General features: G+C 69.1%; 23 protein-coding genes, 1 tRNA gene and 1 pseudogene. 17 read left to right on the top strand and 8 right to left on the bottom strand.

Annotated features, from left to right (window positions below; all coding sequences use genetic code 11):
* Positions 1 to 22: 22 nt before the first annotated feature.
* Positions 23 to 217 (top strand): ferredoxin, encoded by a 195-nt coding sequence (locus ACWD1Z_RS15205; RefSeq protein ID WP_451118837.1) that lies wholly within the window; start codon positions 23 to 25, stop codon positions 215 to 217.
* Here ACWD1Z_RS15205 and ACWD1Z_RS15200 read toward each other — a convergent pair.
* Positions 202 to 975 (bottom strand): annotated as a pseudogene (locus ACWD1Z_RS15200) (glycosyltransferase family 2 protein); the annotation flags it as partial. The gene ACWD1Z_RS15205 and the pseudogene ACWD1Z_RS15200 sit on opposite strands and share 16 nt — an antisense overlap.
* A 125-nt stretch (positions 976 to 1,100) precedes the next feature.
* Complete coding sequence (locus ACWD1Z_RS15195) at positions 1,101 to 1,505, bottom strand: DUF6344 domain-containing protein (protein WP_451118835.1); 405 nt, start codon at positions 1,503 to 1,505, stop codon at positions 1,101 to 1,103.
* A 329-nt stretch (positions 1,506 to 1,834) separates the two neighbouring features.
* Between ACWD1Z_RS15195 and ACWD1Z_RS15190 the strand changes: the two genes are divergently transcribed.
* Both ACWD1Z_RS15190 and ACWD1Z_RS15185 read left to right on the top strand, forming a co-directional pair.
* Positions 1,835 to 1,963: a DLW-39 family protein gene (locus tag ACWD1Z_RS15190; protein WP_351638128.1), complete on the top strand. Its 129-nt coding sequence runs from the start codon at positions 1,835 to 1,837 to the stop codon at positions 1,961 to 1,963.
* 178 nt (positions 1,964 to 2,141) lie between these two features.
* Complete coding sequence (locus tag ACWD1Z_RS15185) at positions 2,142 to 3,404, top strand: hypothetical protein (RefSeq protein WP_451118833.1); 1,263 nt, start codon at positions 2,142 to 2,144, stop codon at positions 3,402 to 3,404.
* 231 nt (positions 3,405 to 3,635) lie between these two features.
* Here ACWD1Z_RS15185 and ACWD1Z_RS15180 read toward each other — a convergent pair whose 3' ends face one another.
* Positions 3,636 to 4,919 (bottom strand): protein kinase domain-containing protein, encoded by a 1,284-nt coding sequence (locus ACWD1Z_RS15180; protein ID WP_451118831.1) that lies wholly within the window; start codon positions 4,917 to 4,919, stop codon positions 3,636 to 3,638.
* Positions 4,920 to 5,071: 152 nt separating this feature from the next.
* Complete coding sequence (locus tag ACWD1Z_RS15175) at positions 5,072 to 5,623, bottom strand: helix-turn-helix domain-containing protein (RefSeq protein WP_389416628.1); 552 nt, start codon at positions 5,621 to 5,623, stop codon at positions 5,072 to 5,074.
* A gap of 184 nt (positions 5,624 to 5,807) precedes the next feature.
* Between ACWD1Z_RS15175 and ACWD1Z_RS15170 the strand changes: the two genes are divergently transcribed.
* Positions 5,808 to 5,880, top strand: a tRNA-Ala gene (locus tag ACWD1Z_RS15170).
* Positions 5,881 to 6,201: 321 nt separating this feature from the next.
* Positions 6,202 to 7,299, top strand: a complete 1,098-nt coding sequence (hisC, locus tag ACWD1Z_RS15165) for a histidinol-phosphate transaminase (RefSeq protein ID WP_451118829.1) — start codon at positions 6,202 to 6,204, stop codon at positions 7,297 to 7,299.
* Between the two features lie 96 nt (positions 7,300 to 7,395).
* On the opposite strand, the gene ACWD1Z_RS15160 is transcribed toward hisC, so the two are convergent.
* A complete protein-coding gene (locus tag ACWD1Z_RS15160) occupies positions 7,396 to 8,622 on the bottom strand; it encodes an MDR family MFS transporter (RefSeq protein ID WP_451118827.1) in 1,227 nt (408 codons plus the stop codon).
* 109 nt (positions 8,623 to 8,731) lie between these two features.
* Here ACWD1Z_RS15160 and ACWD1Z_RS15155 point away from each other — a divergent pair, with 109 nt between their 5' ends.
* The 3 genes from ACWD1Z_RS15155 to ACWD1Z_RS15145 are packed head-to-tail and all read left to right on the top strand — an operon-like array spanning position 8,732 to position 11,127.
* Positions 8,732 to 10,060 (top strand): ATP-grasp domain-containing protein, encoded by a 1,329-nt coding sequence (locus ACWD1Z_RS15155; RefSeq protein WP_451118825.1) that lies wholly within the window; start codon positions 8,732 to 8,734, stop codon positions 10,058 to 10,060.
* Between the two features lie 39 nt (positions 10,061 to 10,099).
* Positions 10,100 to 10,714, top strand: a complete 615-nt coding sequence (locus ACWD1Z_RS15150; RefSeq protein ID WP_451118823.1) for a hypothetical protein — start codon at positions 10,100 to 10,102, stop codon at positions 10,712 to 10,714.
* A complete protein-coding gene (locus ACWD1Z_RS15145) occupies positions 10,714 to 11,127 on the top strand; it encodes a DUF2000 family protein (protein ID WP_451118821.1) in 414 nt (137 codons plus the stop codon). Before ACWD1Z_RS15150 ends, ACWD1Z_RS15145 begins: the two co-directional genes overlap by 1 nt.
* A gap of 209 nt (positions 11,128 to 11,336) precedes the next feature.
* On the opposite strand, the gene ACWD1Z_RS15140 is transcribed toward ACWD1Z_RS15145, so the two are convergent.
* The gene (locus tag ACWD1Z_RS15140; RefSeq protein ID WP_451118819.1) at positions 11,337 to 12,035 is read right to left on the bottom strand and encodes a DUF5324 family protein; all 699 of its coding nucleotides are present in this window, start codon (positions 12,033 to 12,035) and stop codon (positions 11,337 to 11,339) included.
* A 278-nt stretch (positions 12,036 to 12,313) separates the two neighbouring features.
* Between ACWD1Z_RS15140 and ACWD1Z_RS15135 the strand changes: the two genes are divergently transcribed.
* A complete protein-coding gene (locus tag ACWD1Z_RS15135; protein WP_451118817.1) occupies positions 12,314 to 12,841 on the top strand; it encodes a peptidylprolyl isomerase in 528 nt (175 codons plus the stop codon).
* A gap of 87 nt (positions 12,842 to 12,928) precedes the next feature.
* Positions 12,929 to 13,816, top strand: coding sequence for a rhomboid family intramembrane serine protease (locus ACWD1Z_RS15130; protein ID WP_451118816.1), 888 nt, complete (start codon positions 12,929 to 12,931; stop codon positions 13,814 to 13,816).
* Positions 13,817 to 14,094: 278 nt separating this feature from the next.
* On the opposite strand, the gene crgA is transcribed toward ACWD1Z_RS15130, so the two are convergent.
* A complete protein-coding gene (gene crgA / locus ACWD1Z_RS15125; protein ID WP_269660472.1) occupies positions 14,095 to 14,349 on the bottom strand; it encodes a cell division protein CrgA in 255 nt (84 codons plus the stop codon).
* A 141-nt stretch (positions 14,350 to 14,490) separates the two neighbouring features.
* On the opposite strand from crgA, the gene ACWD1Z_RS15120 reads away from it, so the two are divergent.
* The 7 genes from ACWD1Z_RS15120 to ACWD1Z_RS15090 all read left to right on the top strand — a co-directional run bounded on the left by ACWD1Z_RS15120 (position 14,491) and on the right by ACWD1Z_RS15090 (position 19,322).
* Entirely contained in the window at positions 14,491 to 15,270 is a 780-nt protein-coding gene (locus ACWD1Z_RS15120) for a DUF881 domain-containing protein (protein WP_451118814.1), read from the top strand.
* Between the two features lie 19 nt (positions 15,271 to 15,289).
* Positions 15,290 to 15,961 carry a class E sortase gene (locus ACWD1Z_RS15115; RefSeq protein WP_451118812.1) on the top strand — a complete coding sequence of 224 codons (672 nt, stop codon included), beginning with the start codon at positions 15,290 to 15,292 and terminating at the stop codon, positions 15,959 to 15,961.
* An 18-nt stretch (positions 15,962 to 15,979) separates the two neighbouring features.
* The gene (locus ACWD1Z_RS15110; protein ID WP_389417017.1) at positions 15,980 to 16,177 is read left to right on the top strand and encodes a hypothetical protein; all 198 of its coding nucleotides are present in this window, start codon (positions 15,980 to 15,982) and stop codon (positions 16,175 to 16,177) included.
* Positions 16,174 to 16,812, top strand: coding sequence for an aminodeoxychorismate/anthranilate synthase component II (locus ACWD1Z_RS15105; RefSeq protein WP_451118810.1), 639 nt, complete (start codon positions 16,174 to 16,176; stop codon positions 16,810 to 16,812). Before ACWD1Z_RS15110 ends, ACWD1Z_RS15105 begins: the two co-directional genes overlap by 4 nt.
* Positions 16,809 to 17,840 (top strand): class E sortase, encoded by a 1,032-nt coding sequence (locus tag ACWD1Z_RS15100; protein ID WP_451118809.1) that lies wholly within the window; start codon positions 16,809 to 16,811, stop codon positions 17,838 to 17,840. Before ACWD1Z_RS15105 ends, ACWD1Z_RS15100 begins: the two co-directional genes overlap by 4 nt.
* A 13-nt stretch (positions 17,841 to 17,853) precedes the next feature.
* Positions 17,854 to 18,594 (top strand): class E sortase, encoded by a 741-nt coding sequence (locus ACWD1Z_RS15095; protein WP_451118807.1) that lies wholly within the window; start codon positions 17,854 to 17,856, stop codon positions 18,592 to 18,594.
* A gap of 308 nt (positions 18,595 to 18,902) precedes the next feature.
* Entirely contained in the window at positions 18,903 to 19,322 is a 420-nt protein-coding gene (locus ACWD1Z_RS15090) for a hypothetical protein (protein ID WP_451118806.1), read from the top strand.
* Between the two features lie 77 nt (positions 19,323 to 19,399).
* On the opposite strand, the gene pknB is transcribed toward ACWD1Z_RS15090, so the two are convergent.
* The gene (gene pknB, locus ACWD1Z_RS15085; protein WP_451118804.1) at positions 19,400 to 21,415 is read right to left on the bottom strand and encodes a Stk1 family PASTA domain-containing Ser/Thr kinase; all 2,016 of its coding nucleotides are present in this window, start codon (positions 21,413 to 21,415) and stop codon (positions 19,400 to 19,402) included.
* Between the last annotated feature and the right edge of the window lie 104 nt (positions 21,416 to 21,519).

The raw sequence follows: 21,519 nt of genomic DNA, 5'->3' as shown, positions 1-21,519 counted from the left end.
CCGGGGAGAGACGGGAGTGCAGATGACGAAGGTCTCCGTGGACCCCGAGCTGTGTTACGGATCCGGCGAGTGCGTCTACCGCGTGCCGTCCGTCTTCACCGTGCAGGACGGCTTCGGGGCCGTCAGGGCCGGGCGTGAGGACAGCGGCGGCGAGTCGGAGGTGCGGGAGGCGGCGGAACTGTGCCCGTCCCAGGCCATCGTGCTCGGCGAGTCGTAGGTCCACCGGCTGGCGGCGAGCGCACGCGCGCGTGCCTCCGCCACCGCCATCCGCGCCGCCCGCTCCGCCGGATCGACGTGCGATGCCTGGCCCGTGGCCTGCCCCTCCCACTTCCGGTACAGCAGCCCGGTCTCGGCCGAGAACCAGCCGCGGCTCACGGCGTTCAGGGCGAGCAGCAGCCCGGTGTCCTCGGACGCGGGCAGCGCCATCCAGCCGCCGAGGGCGAGCAGCAGCTCCCGGCGTACGCAGAGGGAGGCCGGGTGGACCTGGGCGCGGAAGTCGTTGGCCCGCCAGAAGTCCAGTACCGCGCCCCGCTCGACCGGGCCGTCGTCGGGGTCGTGGGGGAATGCGGCGGTGGAACCGTCGGGCAGCAGATCCAGCACCCGTGAGGTCACCCACCCGATCCCCGCGTCGCGCTCCAGGACCGTGAGATCGCGGGCGAGCGCTCCCGGGGTGAGCCGGTCGTCGGCGTCCAGCACCTTCACATAGGGCCCGTCGGCGTGCGCGAGCGCGATGGTACGGGCCACTCCGGGGCCGCCGGACCGGCCCTGGCGGAAGGTGACACGGGGGTCGTCGGGGACATGGGGGGCGACGGTGTCGCTCGTCCCGTCCTCCTGCACGAGCCAGTGCCATTCCCAGCCGGGGGGCAGCTCCTGCGCGCATAACGAGGCGTACGCCTCCGGCAGGAAGCGGGCGGAGGGGCCGTGCACAGCGGTGACGATGACGACCCGCCGGCGCACCGCGGGTGTGCGAGACATGGGGCCAGGCTACGACGAGGCCCGGCCACGTCTGCGCGCGGCCGGGCCTCGGAACAGGGCGGAGCTGTACGCAAGTTCGCCAGGACGGATGGGGGAGGAGGATCAGGTGCGCGGGCGGTGCGCGGTCAGCGCTGGAGGGGGATGTCCCTGGTCCCGGTGGTCGCTCCGGCGGGCGCCTCGGCCTCCGCCTTGGTCTCCGCCTCGGCACCGGTGGAGTCGCAGTCGAGCGTGGCCGGATCCGCTTCCGTGTCCGCGGGCCCGTGGTGGCGGCAGCTCGGTGTCTTGCCGTGCGCCTCGGCGCGGATGCGCTGCTTCATCGTGGGGGGCAGTGACCTGGCGTAGGACCAGGTCCAGAGGGACATCGCCGGCACCGGGGACTGCGCGGTGCTGTCGCTGCCGCTGGTGCGGGCCGACTCGACGGGGGGTACGGCCGCGGCGGCGGCCGTGGTGACGAGTCCGAGCGCCGTGCACAGCGCGAGGAAGGCGGTGACGATGGCGGTCCACAGCTTCATGACCTTGTTCCGGGCCATGGCCCCTCACTTTCAGGTTGGGCGATTTGCGTACTTTCCTCATGATGTGTATGGAGGCCGCGAAGTGGTGGACCTACGCCCGTGGCGCGTCGATGTTCAGATGAACACCACTCGGATGGGTGCAAGTGGCCGGAAATGCGGAGAAGAGATCACAAAATCACCGTGCGTGAGGGGGTGATCACCCTCGGATCGGGGTCTCGGCCACCGCCGCTACTGCGGTCCGGCCGGGGTGAGTTGGAGGGCTCGCACAGGTCACCGATCGATATCGGGCGGTGTGTATAGTCGGGCGCCAGAGGTCCCCCTACGTCAACGAAGGACGAGGTCGCGCGGTGAAGAAGCTTCTCCTGGTCACACTGGCCGCCATCGGCGGGCTCCTTGTGTACCGCCAGATCCAGGCGGATCGCGCCGAGCAGGACCTGTGGACGGAGGCGACCGACTCCGTGCCCACGGGTTCGTGAGAATTCCGACAAGCTGAGCTGAGAACAGACCCCGGCCGTGGTTGCGGTCGGGGTTTTGTGTTTTCCGCGGGTGGCTCGCGGCCCGGGTGGGCAGGATGGGGCACGTTCCCGGTCCGGCGACGACAAGGGGTGGCGCGTGATGGGGCGGCGTACGGCGTGGTGGCGAGCGGTGTGCCGCGTGGCCGTGGTGACGGCGGTGCTGTGCGCAACCGGGGCCGGTGCCCTGCCGCCCTCCGCGGTTGCGGCCCCCGCGCCGACCCCTTATGGCTTCTCCCCCGACGCCACCACCGTCCCGGGCGTCGGCAGCACGGCGGACGCCGCCCGGCTGGAACCCGGACGGGCGTACCGCAGCTCGCTGCCGGTGAGCACCGACGTCTACTACCGCCTCGACCTGGACGGCACCTCCACCGCGTACGTCTCCGCCACCGCGGTCCCGCCGGCCGACGCGGCCGTCTCCGCCTCCGACGGGATCCGGGTGTCGGTGCGGGACGCCGACGGCGGCTCCTGCTCCTTCGAGACGGAGACCTTCGGCGGCGGCAGCAGCGCGCGTCCGCTCACGGCCGTGGCGATGCGGGAGCGGTCCGGGGACCGCGGGCGGTGCGCGGAGGCGGGCACCTACTACGTGGTCGTCGAGCGGGTGGGTACGCCGGCCCTCGGCGATGTCGCCTGGGACCTGGAACTCGCCGCCTTCTCGGAGCCCCCGCTGGACCGGGCCGCCCCGACCACCGCCCCCGGTTCCTGGGACTCCGGCACACCGGCGCCCCTGACGGACGAGGCGGTACGACGGGACGGGGGCGCGGGGTTCGCCTCGGCCGTCCCGCTCGGGCAGGGCGTGTGGCGCTCGGACCTGCCACCCGGGCGGACCGTGTTCTACAAGGTGCCGGTCGACTGGGGGGAGCGGCTGTACGCCACCGCCGAGCTGGCCGGTTCGGGGGAGGGCTCCCGGCTGGTCGTGGGGGCGCTGGAGCTGTCCGTCCACAACCCGGTGCGGGCGCCGCTGGACGACGCGAGCCTCAACTACAACGGCAGCCGGCGTTCCGCCTCGCTGGATCCGCTGCCGCCGGCGGTGTACGAGAACCGGTACGGGAACAGCGACCGGATCAGGGGGATGCGGTTCGGGGGGTCCTACTACCTCGTCGTGCATCTGAGCGCACAGGTGGCCGAGCGGTTCGGGGACGGGCCGTTCGCCCTGACGCTGCGGGTGCGGGTGGAGGGCCCGGCGCGGAGCGGTCCGGCCTATGACGGCCGGTTCCTGCCGCAGGGGGTGTTCGCGCCGCCCGGGGGCGCGGGGGAACTGGGCGGGGTGCCTTCCGGGGGCGGGAGTGCGGGTGACGACGACGCCTTGATGACGGTCCTCGCGGTGAGCGGCATCGGGGGCGGGACGGTGATCGTGGCGGTGCTGGCGGTGTGGACGACGGCGGGGCGACGCAGGGTTTTGTGAGGCGGGGGCGTGGGGGCGCGCGTGCGCGGGGGCGGGGTCGCGGGGTCGCGGGGCGGGCGGGCTTGGGTGTTGTGGGGCTGCCGGTGCTGGGGCGGGGTCGCCTGCGGGGTCGGGGCCCGACCCCGGGGTTGGGGCAGCCTCTGGTGTCGGTGTCGCCTCCGGGGTTGGGGCAGCCTCTGGTGTCGGTGTCGCCTCCGGGGTCGGTGTCGCCTCCCGTGTCGGTGTCCGTCTTCAGCTGCGGGCCAGGGCCCAGAAACCCGTGGCGTAGAGGGCCAGGGCGAGCAGCAGCAGGGGGAGCGCGATCTTCAAGGGCGGGCCGGGGCGGCGGGCGGCCTGACGGGCGGCTCGGCGGCGGGCCGTGCGGTGGCCTGTGGTCGGAGGGGGAACCTCCGGGGCCTGAGCGGTGTACGAAGCAGTAGAGGCGGTGTCGGAACGCCGGTGCGGCACCGGAGTGGGCGGCTGCGCGGGGTACTGCGGGACGTGAGGACGGGGGGTGGACAGGACATGGGTGGGACTGTGCGGAGGCTGCTGCTGTTCCTGGGGCTGTGCGTGAGGTGGTGGCAGAGGGAAGCTGCCGGTGTCCGACATGCGGGGCCTGGGTTTCGCCGGGGTGGGATCCACGCCGGGCGCCCTCTTCAGCGGTCCCTCGGGACCGAACCCCTCGGGCAGCGGCCCGAGTTGGTCGAAGATCTCGATGATCTCGTCGTCGGGCCTCGGCTCGGGCAGCAGCTCGGCCGCCGAGGCGAGCGCCTTGCGGGCCCCGGTCGCCGTGCGGAACCGCGCCTGCGGATCCGGCTGCAACAGCGTCGCCACGACCTGCCACAACGGCTCGGGAATCCCCTTGGGCGCCCCCGGTGTGCCCTGCGCCGCGAAATACTCGATCAGCGCCTTGGCATCCGGCTTGGCCCCCTCCAGCAGATACAGCGCCACCAGCCCTACGGCGAACAGATCGGCCGGGAAGTCCGGTTCCGCGCCCAGCAGTTGCTCCGGCGCGAGGTAACCGGGCGTTCCCACCACGAGGTTGGTCTCGGTCAGCCGTGGCTCGCCCAGCCGCATCGCGATGCCGAAGTCGGACAGCCGCAGCCGCGGCCGGCCCGTGCCGGTGGCCTCCAGCAGCACATTGGCGGGCTTGATGTCCCGGTGCACCACATCCTCGGCGTGCACCGCGGCGAGCCCCGCGAGGAGCTGGTCGAGCAGGGTGCAGACGAAGAACGGGGGCAGGGGGCCGTAGTCGCCGACCAGATGGACCAGCGAACCGCCGGCGACCAGGTCCATGGTGAACAGGACCTTGTCGTCGTCGGCGGCCCAGCTCGCGGGGGCGAGCACATGCGGATGATCGATCCTCAGGGCCTGCTCGCGCACGAAGCGCAGCAGGGAGTGCGCGTCGCTCTGCTGGAGCACCTTGGCGGCCACGTACCGGCGGCGGCGGTGATCCCAGGCGCGCCATACCGCGCCCACCCCTCCACGTCCGATCGGGTCGACGAGTTCGTACCGCCCGGCGAAGACCTCACCCATGGCTGTGCGCCGCTCCTCCCCCTCCGCTTACCCCCCTTGCTTCCCCCACGACGAGCGATACGACTCCCCCTCGCGCCGTGAGATGCGACCCCCTCGCATCTCTCCTCCGTCCCCCGGCCCGCCGAACCCCCTCCGGCGACCGGGGCGCGGGGTCAGCTCTGGTGGGACTGGTAGTGCGCGACCGCGTCGGAGGTGCGGCCCGCCCCGTAGACCCGCAGGAACTCCGCCAGCTCCGGGTGGGTCGGGGCGAGGGTGTCGGCGGCCTCGATGATGTCACCGGCGGCGGCGACCGAGCGCAGCAGCGACTGGATCTCGCGGACCACGCGCTTGACCGTGGGCGCTCCCGAATGGGTCGTCGACTGTGTGGTGTTGTTGCTGAGCACCGAGCCCCCCTGCGACTTCTTGATCTCGTCCATGCGCTCGGTGGCCTCGGCCGCGCTCACACTGCCGTCCGCGACCTGCCCCGCCAGGTCCTGGAGCAGCTGCACCCGCTGCACCACGGCAGGATTGCCGATCTTCGCCCGCTGACCGCTCATCAGCTGCGACAGCATCGGTGCGGACAGGCCCAGTACCCCCGCCAGACGAGCCTGGTTCAGACCAAGATCGTCTATCAGCTTACGGAAGAGCGCCCCCAGCGGCTCCCCGTACCAGTTCCGCTGCAGTTCCCGCGCTCTCGCTGTCGCTTCCTGCTGTGCGGCGTCCATTGCGTCTCCCCATCGCTTCCCCAGAACCGCGGTTCGCTCCAGCGAACCACGCGGGAGCATCTTACGGAGAGTGGTCGGCCACCGGGACCCCCAATCTTTTTGCGAGATACCCCGGGCGACCCGGTACTCTGGTTCGCGGCGCCCACCGGATGCGTGACCGTTCCGGCCGGACGTCCCCTGTTGAGGGGCCTTAGCTCAGTTGGTAGAGCGCTGTCTTTGCATGGCAGATGTCAGGGGTTCGACTCCCCTAGGCTCCACGGCCCGAGAGCCCCTCTGACCTGCGTAAATGCAGGTCAGAGGGGCTCTCCTGGTTTACGGTGCTGAGCATGGCGTGCGTGAAATGGCCGGGCGCCACACCATACGGTCCAGTACGGACTTGTCGTCCTCGTCCTTCTTCCACGCCCGCTGTACGCGGCCTGCGGGCGGCCGGTGCGCCGCCGGAGGTCACGCGCTGGAGCGCGGTCGCCTCACCCGACGGAAGCCGGTCAACGCCCAGTGGATGGGATGCCCTTGAACGGGCCGAAAGGCTTAAAGGACCATAGCCGCTCATGTTGTCGTGAGCTGAGGAGGCAGAGCGAGTGGGCGAGCAGGCACCCAGACTGAGGCCGGTCCTCGAGTCGATACCCGGCTACCGGCCGGGGCGCTCCGTGTCGTCTTCCGGCGCGCAGGCCGGCTCCGTGTACAAGCTGTCCTCCAACGAGAACCCCTTTCCGCCGCTCCCCGGCGTGCTGAAACGGGCGCTCGCCGGTACGACCAGCGTTAACCGCTATCCCGATCTGGCCTGCGGAGAACTCGTCCGTGAGCTCTCCAGGTACCTCGACGTGCCGGAGTCCCACATCGCGACGGGCACGGGATCCGTGGGCGTCACACAGCAGCTGCTTCAGGCAACCGTCGGTCCGGGGGACGAAGTCCTCTATGCCTGGCGGTCGTTCGAAGCGTATCCGGTACTCACGCAGATCGTGGGGGCGGACTCCGTGCGGGTCCCGAACACCACTGGGGCGGCGCACGACCTCGCCGCGATGGCCTCCGCGATCACCGAGCGCACCAGACTCGTCTTTGTCTGCAACCCCAACAATCCCACCGGAACCATCGTGCGCCGAGCGGAGCTGGAACGCTTCCTCGACTTAGTTCCCTCGGACGTGCTGGTGGTTCTCGACGAGGCGTACATCGAGTTCGTCCGAGACGACGACTTTCCCGACGGGATCGAGGTGTACCGGAACCGTCCCAATGTCTGTGTCCTGCGCACCTTCTCCAAGGCGTTCGGGCTCGCCGGACTGCGAGTGGGCTTCGCCGTGGCGCACGAACCCGTCGCAGTGGCGCTGCGCAGGACGGCCGTGCCGTTCGGGGTGACCCGGTTCGCGCAGGACGCGGCCATCGCCTCACTGCAGGCCGACGGCCTGATGCGGGAACGAGTGGCCGCGCTCGTGGCCGAGCGGGACCGGGTGACTTCGGCACTGACCGAGCAGGGATGGGCCGTGCCTCCGTCGCATGCCAACTTCGTGTGGCTCGCCACCCACGAGCGCACGGCTGCCTTCACACAGGCCTGTGAGGACGAGGGAATTCTGGTGCGCTCGTTCGACGGCGAGGGCGTGCGGATCACCCTCGGGGAGCGCACCGCGAACGACCGCGTCCTCGTCGCGGCGAAGCGTTTCCACAAGGAGACAACCGGCAGGTGAACCTGCGCGGCCGCTTCGGGAAGGCTGGACCGGGCCGCTCCGCGGGAGGCGGGACAGCGCGGTGTCCCGGGTGAGTACGACCGGGCCGCCGTTCGGTCAGCCCTCGGTCGCCACGATCCGGCGTCGGACCGCGCCGCGGAGGGCCCACTGCCCGGCGGCCGCCACACCGCACAGCGCGGCGCACGTGTACCAGAGCACGGGGGCTCCCGTCTCCAGCAGACGGGTGCCGCCGAGCGGCGCGGTGAACGACCCGACCCCCCAGGCCAGTCCGTAAAGGCCGTTGTACCGGCCGCGCAGGTGCACCGGTGCCAGGTCGGCGACCAGGGCGGAACCGATCGAGGTCAGCAGGACCTCGCCGACCGTCCAGACGGCGACCGCGGCGGCGTACCCGGGGGTGGTGGACACCCAGGCCGTGGCGGCGTTGCCGGCGCCCATCAGCACCATGCCGAGGACCAGCCCGTGGGTGCGGTCGAACTGCCCGAGCCGGTGCCCCAACAGTGGTTGGAGCACCACGATGGTCAGCCCGTTGAGGGCCATGACCAGGCCGTACGAGGACGTGGGCAGCCCCTGCCGTTCCATGGCCAGGGGCAGGGTGGTGAGGGCCTGCATGAAGACGAAGGCGCACAGAAGGGTCAGGAGAACGAAGATGACCATCACGTGATCCCGCAGGACGTCGGTGGCGTGCCCCTGGCCGACCCCGGTCTGCCGGGTGGGCCCTTCCGGTACGCCCCGCCAGACGAGCAGGCCGAAGACGGCGCAGCTCAGCGCGTCGATCCAGAACAGTGTGAGGAACCCGTCCCTGGCCAGTACCCCGCCGAGCGCCATGGACAGGGCGAAGCCCAGGTTCACCGCCCAGAGCAGCATCCCGAAGGCCCTGGGGCGTCCCTCGGGCGGGAACAGGTCGGCGACGATCGCCTGGGACGCGGGCCGGAACAGGTCCAGGGCGATGCCGAGGAGGAACACCACCATGACGATGACGGGGGTGCTTTCGGCGTAGCCGAGGACCAGCATGAGCGCGCCCGTGGCCAGCATGCCGCCCGTCAACGCGACACGACGTCCCCAGCGGTCCGCGATCACTCCACCGATCGGCTGGGAGAGCACCCCGCCGATCCCCAGCACCGCGAGAACGGCACCGACCTCCGTGGCGGCCAATCCCCGCTCGCGACTCAGATAAAAGGAGAGAAAGGGGATGACCATCGTGCCGAGTCGGTTGATCAGGGTGCCTGACCAGAGAATCCAGAAAGGTCGGGGCAGGCCGCCGAATCTGGCCTGGGTTATGGCTGAAAATCGCCCGACCGTGGCGGGATTTCGCTTGGTCCACATAGGTGGAAATCCTTGCACGATAGTGGCTCGGCTGTCGACGTCGGCTGCTCCGAGCGGCATTCCGGATGGTGAGATAGGAGGTTGACGGACCGCATGGGGGCAGTGAAGGATGCATATGGTTTCGACGAGCACGGGGGAAGTAGTGAGAATTAACGCTCGTACGGCAGGGAAGCCACATGTCATTCTCGTGGACATTTATGAAACGGCATCGCACGGTGTTCCACAGACCGCTCGCCATATAGCGCCGGCGTTTATTCGGGCCGGATTTCCGTGCGTACGGGTCCAGAGTTCCCCCGAGCCGCCCGCCGTGTACCGGTCGTCGCACCCGGCGCTGGAGAACTATGCGGCGAACATCGTGCACGACGGTGATCTCGACCGGACCCTGAAGGAACTCACCCCGTACCGGCCGGTCGCCGTCATGGCCGGCGGCGAGTACGGAGTGGCCTTCGCCGACGTCCTGAGCGAGGCTCTCGGACTGCCGTCCAACGGCACCCGACTCAGCGAGGCCCGCAGGGACAAGGCCACGATGACCGAGGCCGTACGCGCTGCGGGCCTGCTCACCGCACGGCAGCTGCGGGCCGAGACCGAGGCCGAACTGGTGGACTGGCACCGGGAGACCGGCGGTCGGATCGTCGTCAAGCCGCTGCGCAGCGCGGGCGGGGACGGCGTCTCGTTCTGCGACACTCCGCAGGAGTCGGCCGAGGCATTCCGCCGGCTCATCGGGTCCGACGACATCTTCTCCGCGACCAATACGGCGGTCCTCGCCCAGGAATACCTGGTGGGTACGGAGTACATCGTCAATACGGCGAGTCTCGACGGCCGCCACCACGCCGCCGAGATCTGGCGCAGCTCCCGGTACTCCGTCAACGGGATCACGGACCTGTCCGGCGCGTGCTACATCGTGCCGCGCCGGGGCGAGGTCCAGGACGCGCTGGTCCAGTACGCCTTCGCCGTACTGGACGCGCTCGACATCCGGCACGGCCCGGCGCATGTGGAGCTCAAGATGACCTCGCAGGGCCCCTGTCTCATCGAGGCGGGTGCCCGGCTGTCCGGTGGCGACCTGCCGTACTACGCCCAGCTGGCCACCGGAGAGTCCCAGCTGGACTGGGCCGTTGACGCCTATGTCCGGCCCAGGCGCTTCCTCGCCCGCCGGGGCGAGCCCTACGAGATCGACCGGTACTTCGCCTGGGTGGCGCTCATTTCTCCGGTCGCAGGAAGACTCGCGGGATATCCCGAGCTAGACCGGATCAAGTCGATGGAGAGCTTCCGGGAAGCGTGGGAGCTCGTACGGGCGGGTGACCGGATCGTGCCGACCGTGGACGACACCACGTATCCCGTGATCGTCAATCTGATGCATGAAGTGGAAGAAATCGTCCACCGTGACATGGGGACGATTCGATATCTCGACGGGGTGGGTTTCTATGAAATCGAGCAGTGATTATTCTCGCTTCTTCTCTTATGTAAGAGGGAGCTGACCATGACTGCACAGATCGATGGCTATCAGCAGGCGGCGGCATTTGCCACGGAAATCACCCCGACCATGCGCTATCACTCCGCCGCCACACTCGCGGACGATCCCGCAGGTCTGACCTGCAGCGTCACCGTGGGAATGCGGTGGGCGGCGGCACACGGACGAGCGGGCCAGCTGTTCGGCTATCCGTCATTCGAACTCGCCGCCACGTCGGTGAAGGACGGTCGGCACGACGCGCTGCTCGTCGCCGGCGCCTACCCGGAGATTCGCTCCTTCTTCTTCGACCCGCAACTGCTCGCGGTCGAGGCGTTCGTCAGCACGCTGCCCGACATGGTCCTCGCCGCCCCTGAGGAACATGCAGCCCTCCACCGCTTCGACACCGTCCACTACCACCCGGCGACCAGAGTCCTGTTCGAAGCCGGTGTCGCGGGCCGCGCGGACGACGCGGTCCAGGCCACGTCCAACAGCGCGGCCTGCCGTGGCGCCCTGGAGAACCCCCGTAGAGCGGCTGCCATCACCAACCAGACCTGCGCCGACCACTATGGTCTCAAGACCATCGAGGTGCTCTCGGCCGGTACGCCGATGAGCTTCGTCGTGTTCGAGCGAAGGAACCAGCAGTAGTGTCCGATCTCCTCCGCACGGCCATCGCCGTCGACAAGTCGCTGGACGCGGGAGCGGTCGCCAACGCCTCCGCGATTGTCATGGGCCAGCTGGCCCGCCTCGACGACCGGATCTACGCGGACGACGTGCGTGACGCCGAGGGCGCGCTGCACGCCGGCATCCGTTTCAACACCTTGGTGCTCTCCGGCCGGAGCAGTCATCTGACCGCTCTTGCCCAGGCCGCCCGGGCCGAGGGACTGCCCACCGTGCTGTTCACCGCCCAGGGCCAGTCGCTCAGCAACTCCTTCGATGCCTACCAGGACTTGATCACCCGAGCCGCGCCGGGCGAACTGGGCGTCTGCGCGGTCGGCGTGGTGGGGGAGCATGAGCTGGTACGCACCCTGACCAAGCGCTTCAGTGTCTACCGCGGCTGACGCTTCGTCGAACGGATCGATCACCTCCCTGGCCACGGTTGGTGACGCCGTGGTGGAGGAACAGCTTCCTCCGTGATCTTGCCAACGGCTGGCGTTTTGCGGGCGTCTGTCGGTCTCCGGGCGCTGTTTCACGTGAAACAGCACCGCGGGGCGGGAAACCCCCGACAGGTCTCCCGCCCCACGGGGCGCTGGGCTCGGAACGCGTCAGATCACGGGCGTTCCTCGCGGTTCGCGGCCTCCTCGGCCTCCTTCTCCTGGACCTCGGGGTCGAGGACCGAGGGGGCGCTGCCGTCCACGGAGGCGAGGGGGCCCGACTCCGGGACCTCGGTGGCGGCGGGGGGTTCGACCAGCCAGTCCGGGTTGGCCTGCTTGTCCCACCACTTCCACGCGGCGAACGCGGCACCCGACAGGGCGCCGGCGACCAGCAGGGCCTTCGCGAGCCGGCCGGCCCGCGCCCGGCGCTCGTGCTTGCGGACCAGCTTGTGGATCTCCTGGGGCGAGACCTGACCGCGCAGCGCGGCCAGCGCGGCGGCGCTGCGCGCCGCGGCCTCGTCCTTCATGGGCACGGCCACCGCAACCGCCTGCTCCAGCCTCGGCCGGGAGTACTCGGCCGCCTGGCGGGCAGCGATACGGGTGCGGAGCGCGGCTTCCTGGGCGGCGTGGTCGACCTTCGGCGGCACATGGGTGAGGGCCTGTTCCAGTCGCGGGGCGACCAGGGCGTCGTACTGCACGCGGGCCTGCTCGGCGGCCTGGGACACCTTCGGCGCAAGCCGTACGCGTGCCTCCTGTGCGTATTGCACGGCCGAGTCCTTGGCTGTGCCGGCGTAGGGCGCCACCACTTCCGCGGCGTGCCGCACGCTGTCCTTCGCCGAGCCGGCTGCGGCGCGCACGCTGTCTTTGCGGGTCACGGTTCCTCCTCCTCGGTGGCGTTACGTATTTCGACTTTCCACCCTTTTAGGGATCATGCCTGTGAATGAGCGTGGAGGCATGTGAAGGGCTGGCATCCGGGTCACGCAGAGCCATCAGGTTCACACAGTGGCATCAAGGTCACACAGATGAATACCGGGCAACGGGAGCTTGTCGTCGACAATGCCACGGATCGCCGCCCCGCGCCCCCGGCCCGGCGTCACTCGACCGGATTTCTGCAAGGATCGGAGGGTCACCGGAAGACAAAGGAAGGCACATCGTGGCCGAGCAGCTCCACGCCACCCTGAAGACCAGCCAAGGCGACATCGACGTACGGCTTCTGCCGAACCACGCGCCCAAGACGGTGCGCAACTTCGTCGAACTCGCCAAGGGCGAGCGTGAGTGGACCAATCCCGCCACCGGGGAGCGGTCGAGCACCCCCCTGTACGACGGCACGGTCTTCCACCGGGTGCTCAGCGGCTTCATGATCCAGGGCGGCGACCCGCTGGGCACCGGCATCGGCGGCCCCGGCTACGAGTTCGAGGACGAGTTCCACCCCGATCTGCGCTTCGACCGGCCGTACCTGATGGCCATGGCCAACGCCGGCCCGGGCACCAACGGCTCGCAGTTCTTCATCACCGTCGCCCCGGCCGTGCACCTCAACCGCAAGCACACCATCTTCGGCGAGGTCGTCGACCCGGCCAGCCAGAAGGTCGTGGACGCCATCGCCACCACCCAGATCAACCCGCGCACCACGCGCCCGGTCACCGACATCGTCATCGAGTCCGTCGTCGTCGAGATCCGCTAGGCCCTGCTCGAAGGGAACCAATCGCCCCGCTCAACCGTAAAGATGGGCGGGGCGGGTGCACGCCGGGACGACGACTTAGGGGATCTCATGGACCAGGCGCCAGACAGCGCGCACCAGGCCCAGGGCCTGCCCGGCTGCTACCGGCACCCGGACCGCGAGACCGGCGTGCGCTGCACCCGGTGCGAGCGCCCCATCTGCCCCGAGTGCATGGTCAGCGCCTCCGTCGGCTTCCAGTGCCCCGACTGCGTCCGCACCGGCTCCGGCACCGGACACCCGCCCACCGCGGTCCTGCCGCGCACGATCGCGGGCGGCACGCTCACCGCGGACCCCCGGCTGATCACCAAGATCCTCCTCGGCATCAACCTCGCGGTGTTCATCGCCGTACAGGCCCGGCCGTCCCTGCTGACCGACCTGGTGCTGCTCGGCGCCTGGCCGCCCGAGCCCTTCACGCCCACCCAGGGCGTCGCGGGCGGGGAGTGGTACCGCCTGGTCACCTCGGTGTTCACGCACGAGCAGATCTGGCACATCGGCTTCAACATGCTCAGCCTGTGGTGGCTCGGCGGCCCCCTGGAAGCCGCCCTCGGCCGGAGCCGGTATCTGGCCCTGTACCTGGTGTCGGGCCTGGCGGGCAGCACCCTCGCCTATCTCGCGGCCTCCCCCACCACGTCCACCCTCGGCGCCTCCGGTGCCGTCTTCGGGCTCTTCGGCGCCACCGCGGTCCTGATGCGCCGCATGAACTACGACATGCGGCCCATCCTCGCCCTGCTGGCGATCAACCTGCTCTTCACCTTCAACCCCGGCTTCAACATCTCCTGGCAGGCCCACATCGGCGGCCTGGTGGCGGGCGTGGTGATCGGCTACGGCATGGTCCACGCCCCGCGCGAGCGGCGGGCCCTCATCCAGTACGGCACCTGTGCGCTGGTGCTGGCGGTGATGGTCGGGCTCATCCTGCTGAGGACCGCACAGCTCACCTGAGCTGGGCGTATCCACAGCTGAGCGAGACCGTTGTCCACAGCATGTGCCGGATCTTGTGCATACAGTGGGGGAACAGCTGTGCCCCCTGTCACCGACCCATGTTTCCGCAGGTCAGACAGGTGGCGAACGCGTTTTCGAATGCCGGTACTTCGGTCACACCGGCGTCAACGCCCCAGGGGTTATCCACAGATCGTCTTTCTTTTCCCCACTGTGGAAAACCGCTGTGGATAACTCAGGGGATAGCCCTGGGCAGAGCTGGGTTCACCGGGTGGTGGCCGTCACTTCCACTGCGTGGAGACGCCGAATCCGGCGGCGATGAACCCGAAGCCCACCACGATGTTCCAGTTGCCCAACGCGTCGATGGGCAGCGAACCGTCGGTCACGTAGAACACGACGATCCAGGCCAGCCCGATGACGAACATGGCCAGCATGACGGGCGCCACCCAGCTGCGGTTGGTCAGCTTGATGGCCGTCGCCTGCTTCGCCGGCGGCGGCGTGTAGTCGGCCTTCTTGCGGATACGTGACTTCGGCACGAGGGTCTCTCCTGTCGATGCGCTGCGTGGCCGCGCAGGGAACGGTGGCTGGCTCGGGGCAGCGTACAAGGGGACACTGAGTGCTCCCCCGGGCGTCCGTTAGCGTAGTGCTTCCGTGGCGCCGAAGGAGATAAGGGTACGTTGAGCAATTCTGCCGACTTCACCCCACCGGGATCCAGTCCTGCCCGCGGGCGCCGCTTCCGGCCCGTGCGGGTGCTCACCGCCGCCGTCTTCGCTCTCGCGGGCCTCATCTTCTTCACCAGCTTCAACACGGCCAAGGGCACCAACATCCGCACGGACGCCTCCTTGCTGAAGCTGTCGGACCTGATCCACGAGCGCAGCCTGAAGAACGGCGAGCTGGACGAGTCCAACGCCGCCCTGCGCGAGGACGTGGAGAGCCTCGCGGAGCGGGACGACGGCAGCACCAAGGCCGAGGACGAGAAGCTCGCGGGCCTGGAGAAGAGCGCGGGCACCCAGAAGGTGACCGGCGAGGCGATCACGGTCACGCTGAACGACGCCCCGCCGGACGCCACCGCGAAGCTCCCCGGCTATCCCGAGCCGCAGCCCGACTACCTGGTCATCCACCAGCAGGACCTCCAGGCCGTGGTGAACGCGCTCTGGCAGGGCGGCGCCAAGGGCATCAAGGTCATGGACCAGCGGCTGATCTCCACCAGCGCCGTGCGCTGCGTCGGCAACACCCTGATCCTCCAGGGCCGCGTCTACTCACCGCCGTACAAGATCACGGCGGTCGGGGAGCCGGAGAAGCTGCAGAAGGCGCTCGCGGAGAGTCCGGCGATCCAGAACTACATGGTCTACGTCAATGTCTACGGCCTGGGCTGGAAAGTGACCGAGGACGGGGCGGTGACTCTTCCCGGCTACTCGGGCACAGTGGATCTGCAGTACGCCCAGCCCGTGGAGTGAGACCGACCGGGAGCCGCCGGTGCGCCTTGTCGTCAGGACCGTCAGCGAGCTGTGCATCACCGTCGGCACCGTGATCGTCCTGTTCGTCGCCTATGTGCTGTTCTGGACCGGCGTCAAGGCCGACCATGTGATGGACGACCAGATCGACCAGCTCCAGGAGCAGTGGGCGCGCGACAGCGTGCGGCCCACGCCGAGCAGCCCGCCGGAGCCGGCGGCGTACCGGAGCGGCAGGCCGTTCGCGATCATGTACATCCCCCGGCTCGGTTTCACGTGGAACAAGCCGGTGCTGGAGGGCACGACGACCGGCACCCTCAAGAAGGGCCTCGGCCACTACGCGCACACCGCGCGGCTCGGGCAGCGGGGCAACTTCTCGGTCGCGGGCCATCGGCGGACGTACGGCGACCCCTTCAAGGACTTCCCCAGGCTGCGCCGGGGCGACGCGGTCGTGCTGACGGACGGCACGACCTGGTTCACGTACCGCATCGACAAGGGTCCCTACACCACCGTGCCCACGGACATTGAGGTGATCGACCCTGTGCCACGTAAATCGGGGTACACGCGCGCGGGGCGCTATCTCACGCTCACCACGTGCGAACCGGAGTGGGGCCACAGCCACCGGCTGATCGTCTGGGCGCACCTGGACGCCACACAGCCTGTGGAGGCCGGGAAACCAGCGGCCCTGCGCCGTTAGTCTGGTGGGCGGTACGGCGTGAGTCTGGTGCCGTGGCGCTACGGAAGGGACGGCATGTACGGCTGGATCTGGCGGCATCTGCCGGGAAACGCGTGGGTGAAGGCCCTGCTCTCACTCGTGCTGGTCGTGGCCGCGGTGTACGTCCTCTTCCAGTACGTCTTTCCGTGGGCCGAGCCCCTTCTTCCCTTCGGTGATGTGACGGTGGACAACCAGTGAGCGCGCGCATTCTCGTCGTCGACAACTACGACAGCTTCGTCTTCAACCTGGTCCAGTACCTCTACCAGCTGGGCGCCGAGTGCGAGGTCCTGCGCAACGACGAGGTGTCCACGGCGCACGCCCAGGACGGCTTCGACGGCGTGCTGCTGTCGCCCGGACCCGGCACCCCCGAGGAGGCGGGCGTCTGCGTCGAGATGGTCCGCCACTGCGCGGCCACCGGCGTCCCCGTCTTCGGCGTCTGCCTGGGCATGCAGTCGATGCAGGTGGCCTACGGCGGTGTGGTGGACCGGGCGCCGGAGCTGCTGCACGGGAAGACCTCGCCCGTCGAGCACGAGGGCAAGGGCGTCTTCGCCAGCCTGCCCTCCCCCTTCACGGCAACCCGGTACCACTCCCTGGCCGCCGAGCCGGCGACCGTGCCGGCCGCGCTGGAGGTCACCGCGCGCACCCACGACGGCATCATCATGGGTCTGCGCCATCGCGAACTCCCGGTCGAGGGCGTGCAGTTCCATCCCGAGTCGGTGCTGACCGAGCACGGTCACCGGATGCTGGCGAACTGGCTGGCGGAGTGCGGCGACCAGGGTGCCGTGGCGAGGTCGACGGGGCTCGCCCCGGTGGTGGGCAGGGCCACGGCGTGACCCAACTGCGCCCCGAGCGCGAGTCCGGTGCCTCGTACGGAGAGCAGCCGTACGGGGACTCCGGTGCGCTCGGGGGGTGGTACGACAGCGCGGGGCCGGCGGAGCCCTGGGCGCCGGCCGACGACGAGACGGTGGCGCTGCGGGTTCCGGAACCGCCCGGGCCGATATCCCCGTCTGCGGGCGGGTCCGGTGCCGCCGCTTCCGGAACCCCGGGCGGGGGGCGTGCGGCCCGCAGAAAGGCCGCCAAGCGGCGTCATGGGCGTCATGGGGGCGCGGCTCGGGCGTCCGCCGCGGAGTCGGCGCCGGACCGGCCGCTGTCGCGGGTGGAGGCGCGCCGGCAGGCGCGGGCCCGCAAGCCGAGTCCGGGCGTGCTGGTCAGCCGGGCGATCGGCGAGGTGTTCATCACCACCGGTGTGCTGATGCTGCTGTTCGTCAGCTACCAGCTGTGGTGGACGAACGTGCGGGCGCACGCGCAGGCCGACAAGGAGAAGAACAGCCTCCAGGAGGACTGGGAGAGCGGCAGACGCAACCCCGGGACCTTCGAGCCGGGGCAGGGCTTCGCCATCCTGCACATCCCGAAGCTGGACGTGGTGGTCCCCATCGCCGAGGGCATCAGCAGCAAGAAGGTGCTGGACCGGGGGATGGTCGGGCACTACGCGGAGGGCGCGCTGAAGACGGCGATGCCGGAGGCCAAGACGGGGAACTTCGGTCTCGCGGGGCACCGCAACACCCACGGGGAACCGTTCCGCTACATCAACCGGCTGGAGCCGGGCGACCCGATCGTCGTGGAGACGCAGGACGACTACTTCGTCTACAAGATGGCCTCGATGCTGCCGGTGACGGCGCCGAGCAACGTGAGCGTGCTGGATCCCGTGCCGAAGGACTCGGGGTTCACCGGGCCCGGCCGCTACATCACGCTCACCACGTGCACGCCGGAGTTCACCAGCAAGTACCGGCTGATCGTCTGGGGCAAGATGGTCGAGGAACGGCCGCGCAGCAAGGGCAAGCCGGATGCGCTCGTCCAGTAAGGGCAGATGAACAGTGGCAGCGACCACCGAGCAGCAAGAGCTGACGGGCACCCCCACCTCCCCCCGGCGCCGGGGTCCCGGCCGGGTCGCGGTGGCGATCAGCGTCTTCGGTGAACTCCTCATCACGTCGGGCCTGGTGCTGGGTCTGTTCGTCGTCTACTCCCTGTGGTGGACGAACGTCATCGCGGACCGCAAGGCGGACCAGCAGGGTGACAAGGTCCGCGACGGCTGGGCCCAGGACGCCGGTGACGGCCCGGTGGCCTACGACTCCAAGAACGGCGTCGGCTTCCTGCATGTCCCGGACATGACCAAGGGCGAGATCCTGGTCGAGAAGGGCACGACGGCGAAGATCCTCAACGACGGCGTCGCCGGCTACTACACCGACCCGGTCAAGGCGACCCTGCCGACCTCCGGCAAGAAGGGCAACTTCTCCCTCGCCGCCCACCGCGACGGCCACGGCGCGAAGTTCCACAACATCGACAAGCTGGAGAAGGGCGACCCGATCGTCTTCGAGACGAAGGACAAGTGGTACGTCTACAAGGTCTACGCCGCCCTCCCGGAAACCTCGAAGTACAACGTCAAGGTCCTCGGCGCGGTCCCCGAGGAATCGGGCCGCACCAAGGCGGGCCACTACATCACCCTGACGACCTGCACCCCGGTCTACACGAGCCGCTACCGCTTCGTCGTGTGGGGCGAACTGGACCGCGTGGAAAAGGTCGACGAACAGCGGACGCTGCCGGAGGAACTGCGCTGACTGAACTCCCTACGGGGCTCGGGTAGAACATTTCTGGTCACCAAGGGCGCCGGTGCTGGGTATCGGAGCACTGCCGAGCCGACACTCCCAGTGGGTTGCCGATGTAGTCGGCCGCCTGGAACGGTGCGTCCTATTGCTAGGTTCTCGAGCTGTTCACCGGGGATACACGGCATCGACGATTATCGGTCAACTGTGGGACAAGGGACTTGTAGTTGCGTAAGTGCCGAGGTGATCATCAGTGCTGATCACCGGGGGGCAACCGTCCGAGGGGGACCGGGGCCACCGGCAACTCAAGAGGCAGAACCACTATGAGAACTCGCACGCGCATAGCCACCGCCTGCGCCGCGGCCGTCGGAATCACATTCGCGTTCACCGGCCAGGCGTCCGCAGCAACCGAGACCGCCAGCTGCTCGACGACCGGGGCACGGGGCAGCATGGGGGCAACTTATCCCTCGGGCGACCAGTGGCCGTACGAGGAGTTCAAGATCGCGCTGTCTGTCACGGACACATCCGCGGACGGGCACCATGTACGGGTTCGCCTTCTGACCAAGCCGGTGGGAAGTCAGCAAGTCCTTACGTGGAAGTGGCACGCGCTCTACTCCGGCTCGGGCAACACTTACACGGTCAGCACCACTGCCCAGAGCTCGTACGGCATTTATGCAACCGGAGTCGAGGTGGCGCGATTCGAAGGCGACACCAAGCTCAACTCCTGCACCGACTGGACCTGACGAGCGGTCGGACAGGCTGACAGACGAGAAAGTCCCGAAACCTGGAAGGTTTCGGGACTTTCTCGTCAGGCGGGAACTCAGTTCTCCGTGCGGAGTGTCACGCCGTTCACTCCGCCGAAGATTCCTCCGTTGCCATTGCCGTTGCCGCCGTCCTCGCCGCCACCGCCGCCGTCGACGGCGATGATGTCGACGGTCTGGCCCTTGTTGACGGCGGTGCCCGGGGCCGGGTTGGAGCTCAAGACGGTGGCGTTGTCATCCTGCGATCCGCCGATGTTGCCGACCGCCAGGCCCGCGTCCGTCAGCATCTTCTTGGCGTCCTTGAGCTTCTGGCCCTGGATCTGCGGGACCTGGACCTGGGTGTTCGCGGGCTGCTTGCCGACCTCGATGTTGACCTTGGAACCGGGGTCTGCCGTCTGGCCCGCCGCGGGGGTGGTCTTGATGACCTTGCCCACCTGGTTCGGGTCCTGGGTCTCGACCTCGGTGCACTCGCCGACCAGCTCGCTGGCCGTCATCTGGGTCTTCGCCTCGTCGCAGGACTTGCCGACGACATCGGGAACGGTCGCCTTCTCCTCGGCCTTGGCCACGGTGAGGGTGATCGTGGAGCCCTTCTCGACCTCGGCGCCGAGTTCGGGGTCCTGTGCCGTGACGGTGCCTTCCGGCTCCGACGACACCTCCTCCTTCTTCTTGACGACGAACTCGTACTTGTCGTCTTCCAGCCGCGCCTTGGCGTCCTCGAAGGAGTCCCCGAGCACACTCGGCACCGCCACCTTCGGCGCACCGGTCGACACCACGACGTCGATGGTCGAGTTCTTGTCGACGGTCGCGCCCCCGGTCGGCGACTGCGTGCAGATCTTGCCCTTGGTCTGGTCCTCGCAGGGCTTCTCGGTGGGGTTCAGCGTGAGTTCGGCGTTCTTGGCCCGCTGCTCGGCCTTTTCGAGAGTGAGGCCCACGAAGTCCGGCGCCTTCGTGGTGTTGTTGGACACTCCCTCACCGTCGAAGATCCACTTGCCGATCAGGATGGCGCCCACCAGGACCAGCACCGCGGCCACGACCAGCAGGATCGTGGAGGTGTTGTTCTTCTTCTGGCGGCGCCGGTCCGGGCGGTCGTCGTAGCCGAAGCCGCCGTCGTCCGGGTGCATCGGCGGCAGCATCGACGTGGCGCCGGCGTCCGAGGAGCGCAGGGCCGTCGTCGGCTGGTCGTCGGGGTAGCCGCCGTAGCCGACCGAACCCATCGCCGCCGTGGCGGCGACCGGCTGGCCGTCGAGGGCGGCCTCGATGTCGAGCCGCATCTCGTCGGCGGACTGGTAGCGGTAGTTCGGGTCCTTGACCAGCGCCTTCAGGACGATGGCGTCCATCTCGGGCGTGATCTCGGGATCGAAGACCGACGGCGGCTGGGCCTCCTCGCGGACGTGCTGGTAGGCCACGGCCACCGGGGAGTCGCCCACGAAGGGCGGCCGTACCGTCAGCAGCTCGTACAGCAGACAGCCCGTGGAGTACAGGTCGGACCGGTTGTCGACCTGCTCGCCCTTCGCCTGCTCCGGCGAGAGGTACTGGGCGGTGCCGATGACGGCCGACGTCTGCGTCATCGTCATCCCGGAGTCGCCCATCGCGCGGGCGATACCGAAGTCCATGACCTTGACCTGGCCGTTGCGCGTCAGCATGACGTTGGCCGGCTTGATGTCGCGATGGACGATGCCGTTGCGGTGCGAGTACTCCAGCGCCTGGAGGATGCCGATGGTCATCTCCATCGAGCGCTCCGGCAGCAGCTTGCGGCCACTGTGCAGAAGCTCACGCAGGGTGGAGCCGTCGACGTACTCCATGACGATGTACGGGATCGACACGTTGTCGATGTAGTCCTCGCCCGTGTCGTAGACCGCCACGATCGCGGGGTGGTTGAGCGAGGCGGCCGACTGGGCCTCCCGGCGGAAGCGGGCCTGGAAGGAAGGGTCTCGCGCGAGATCCGCGCGCAGCGTCTTCACTGCCACGGTGCGGCCGAGGCGCTGGTCATGCGCGAGGTAGACCTCGGCCATGCCACCACGGCCGAGCACTTGGCCCAGCTCGTACCGGCCGCCGAGGCGACGCGGCTCTTCCATAAGCTACCTACCAGCCCTCTCCGTCGGTCCCGACCGGCATGCTTGTACGGTCGGAGGCTGCCGTCCGGGCCTACCGTACCCGGCTCGCTCTGTGTGACCTGGCC

The sequence above is a fragment of the Streptomyces sp. NPDC002784 genome, from assembly GCF_053592135.1.
This window is presented reverse-complemented; position numbering and strand designations above follow the sequence as displayed.

Excerpts from the sequence above, each read along its gene's own strand:
- ACWD1Z_RS15195 (WP_451118835.1), bottom strand. The coding sequence starts at position 1,505 with ATGGCCCGGAACAAGGTCATGAAGCTGTGGACCGCCATCGTCACCGCC.
- pknB (WP_451118804.1), bottom strand. The coding sequence starts at position 21,415 with ATGGAAGAGCCGCGTCGCCTCGGCGGCCGGTACGAGCTGGGCCAAGTG.
- ACWD1Z_RS15160 (WP_451118827.1), bottom strand. The coding sequence starts at position 8,622 with ATGTGGACCAAGCGAAATCCCGCCACGGTCGGGCGATTTTCAGCCATA.
- ACWD1Z_RS15130 (WP_451118816.1), top strand. The coding sequence starts at position 12,929 with ATGGACCAGGCGCCAGACAGCGCGCACCAGGCCCAGGGCCTGCCCGGC.
- ACWD1Z_RS15205 (WP_451118837.1), top strand. The coding sequence starts at position 23 with ATGACGAAGGTCTCCGTGGACCCCGAGCTGTGTTACGGATCCGGCGAG.
- ACWD1Z_RS15150 (WP_451118823.1), top strand. The coding sequence starts at position 10,100 with ATGACTGCACAGATCGATGGCTATCAGCAGGCGGCGGCATTTGCCACG.
- ACWD1Z_RS15175 (WP_389416628.1), bottom strand. The coding sequence starts at position 5,623 with ATGGACGCCGCACAGCAGGAAGCGACAGCGAGAGCGCGGGAACTGCAG.
- ACWD1Z_RS15090 (WP_451118806.1), top strand. The coding sequence starts at position 18,903 with ATGAGAACTCGCACGCGCATAGCCACCGCCTGCGCCGCGGCCGTCGGA.
- ACWD1Z_RS15155 (WP_451118825.1), top strand. The coding sequence starts at position 8,732 with ATGCATATGGTTTCGACGAGCACGGGGGAAGTAGTGAGAATTAACGCT.
- ACWD1Z_RS15180 (WP_451118831.1), bottom strand. The coding sequence starts at position 4,919 with ATGGGTGAGGTCTTCGCCGGGCGGTACGAACTCGTCGACCCGATCGGA.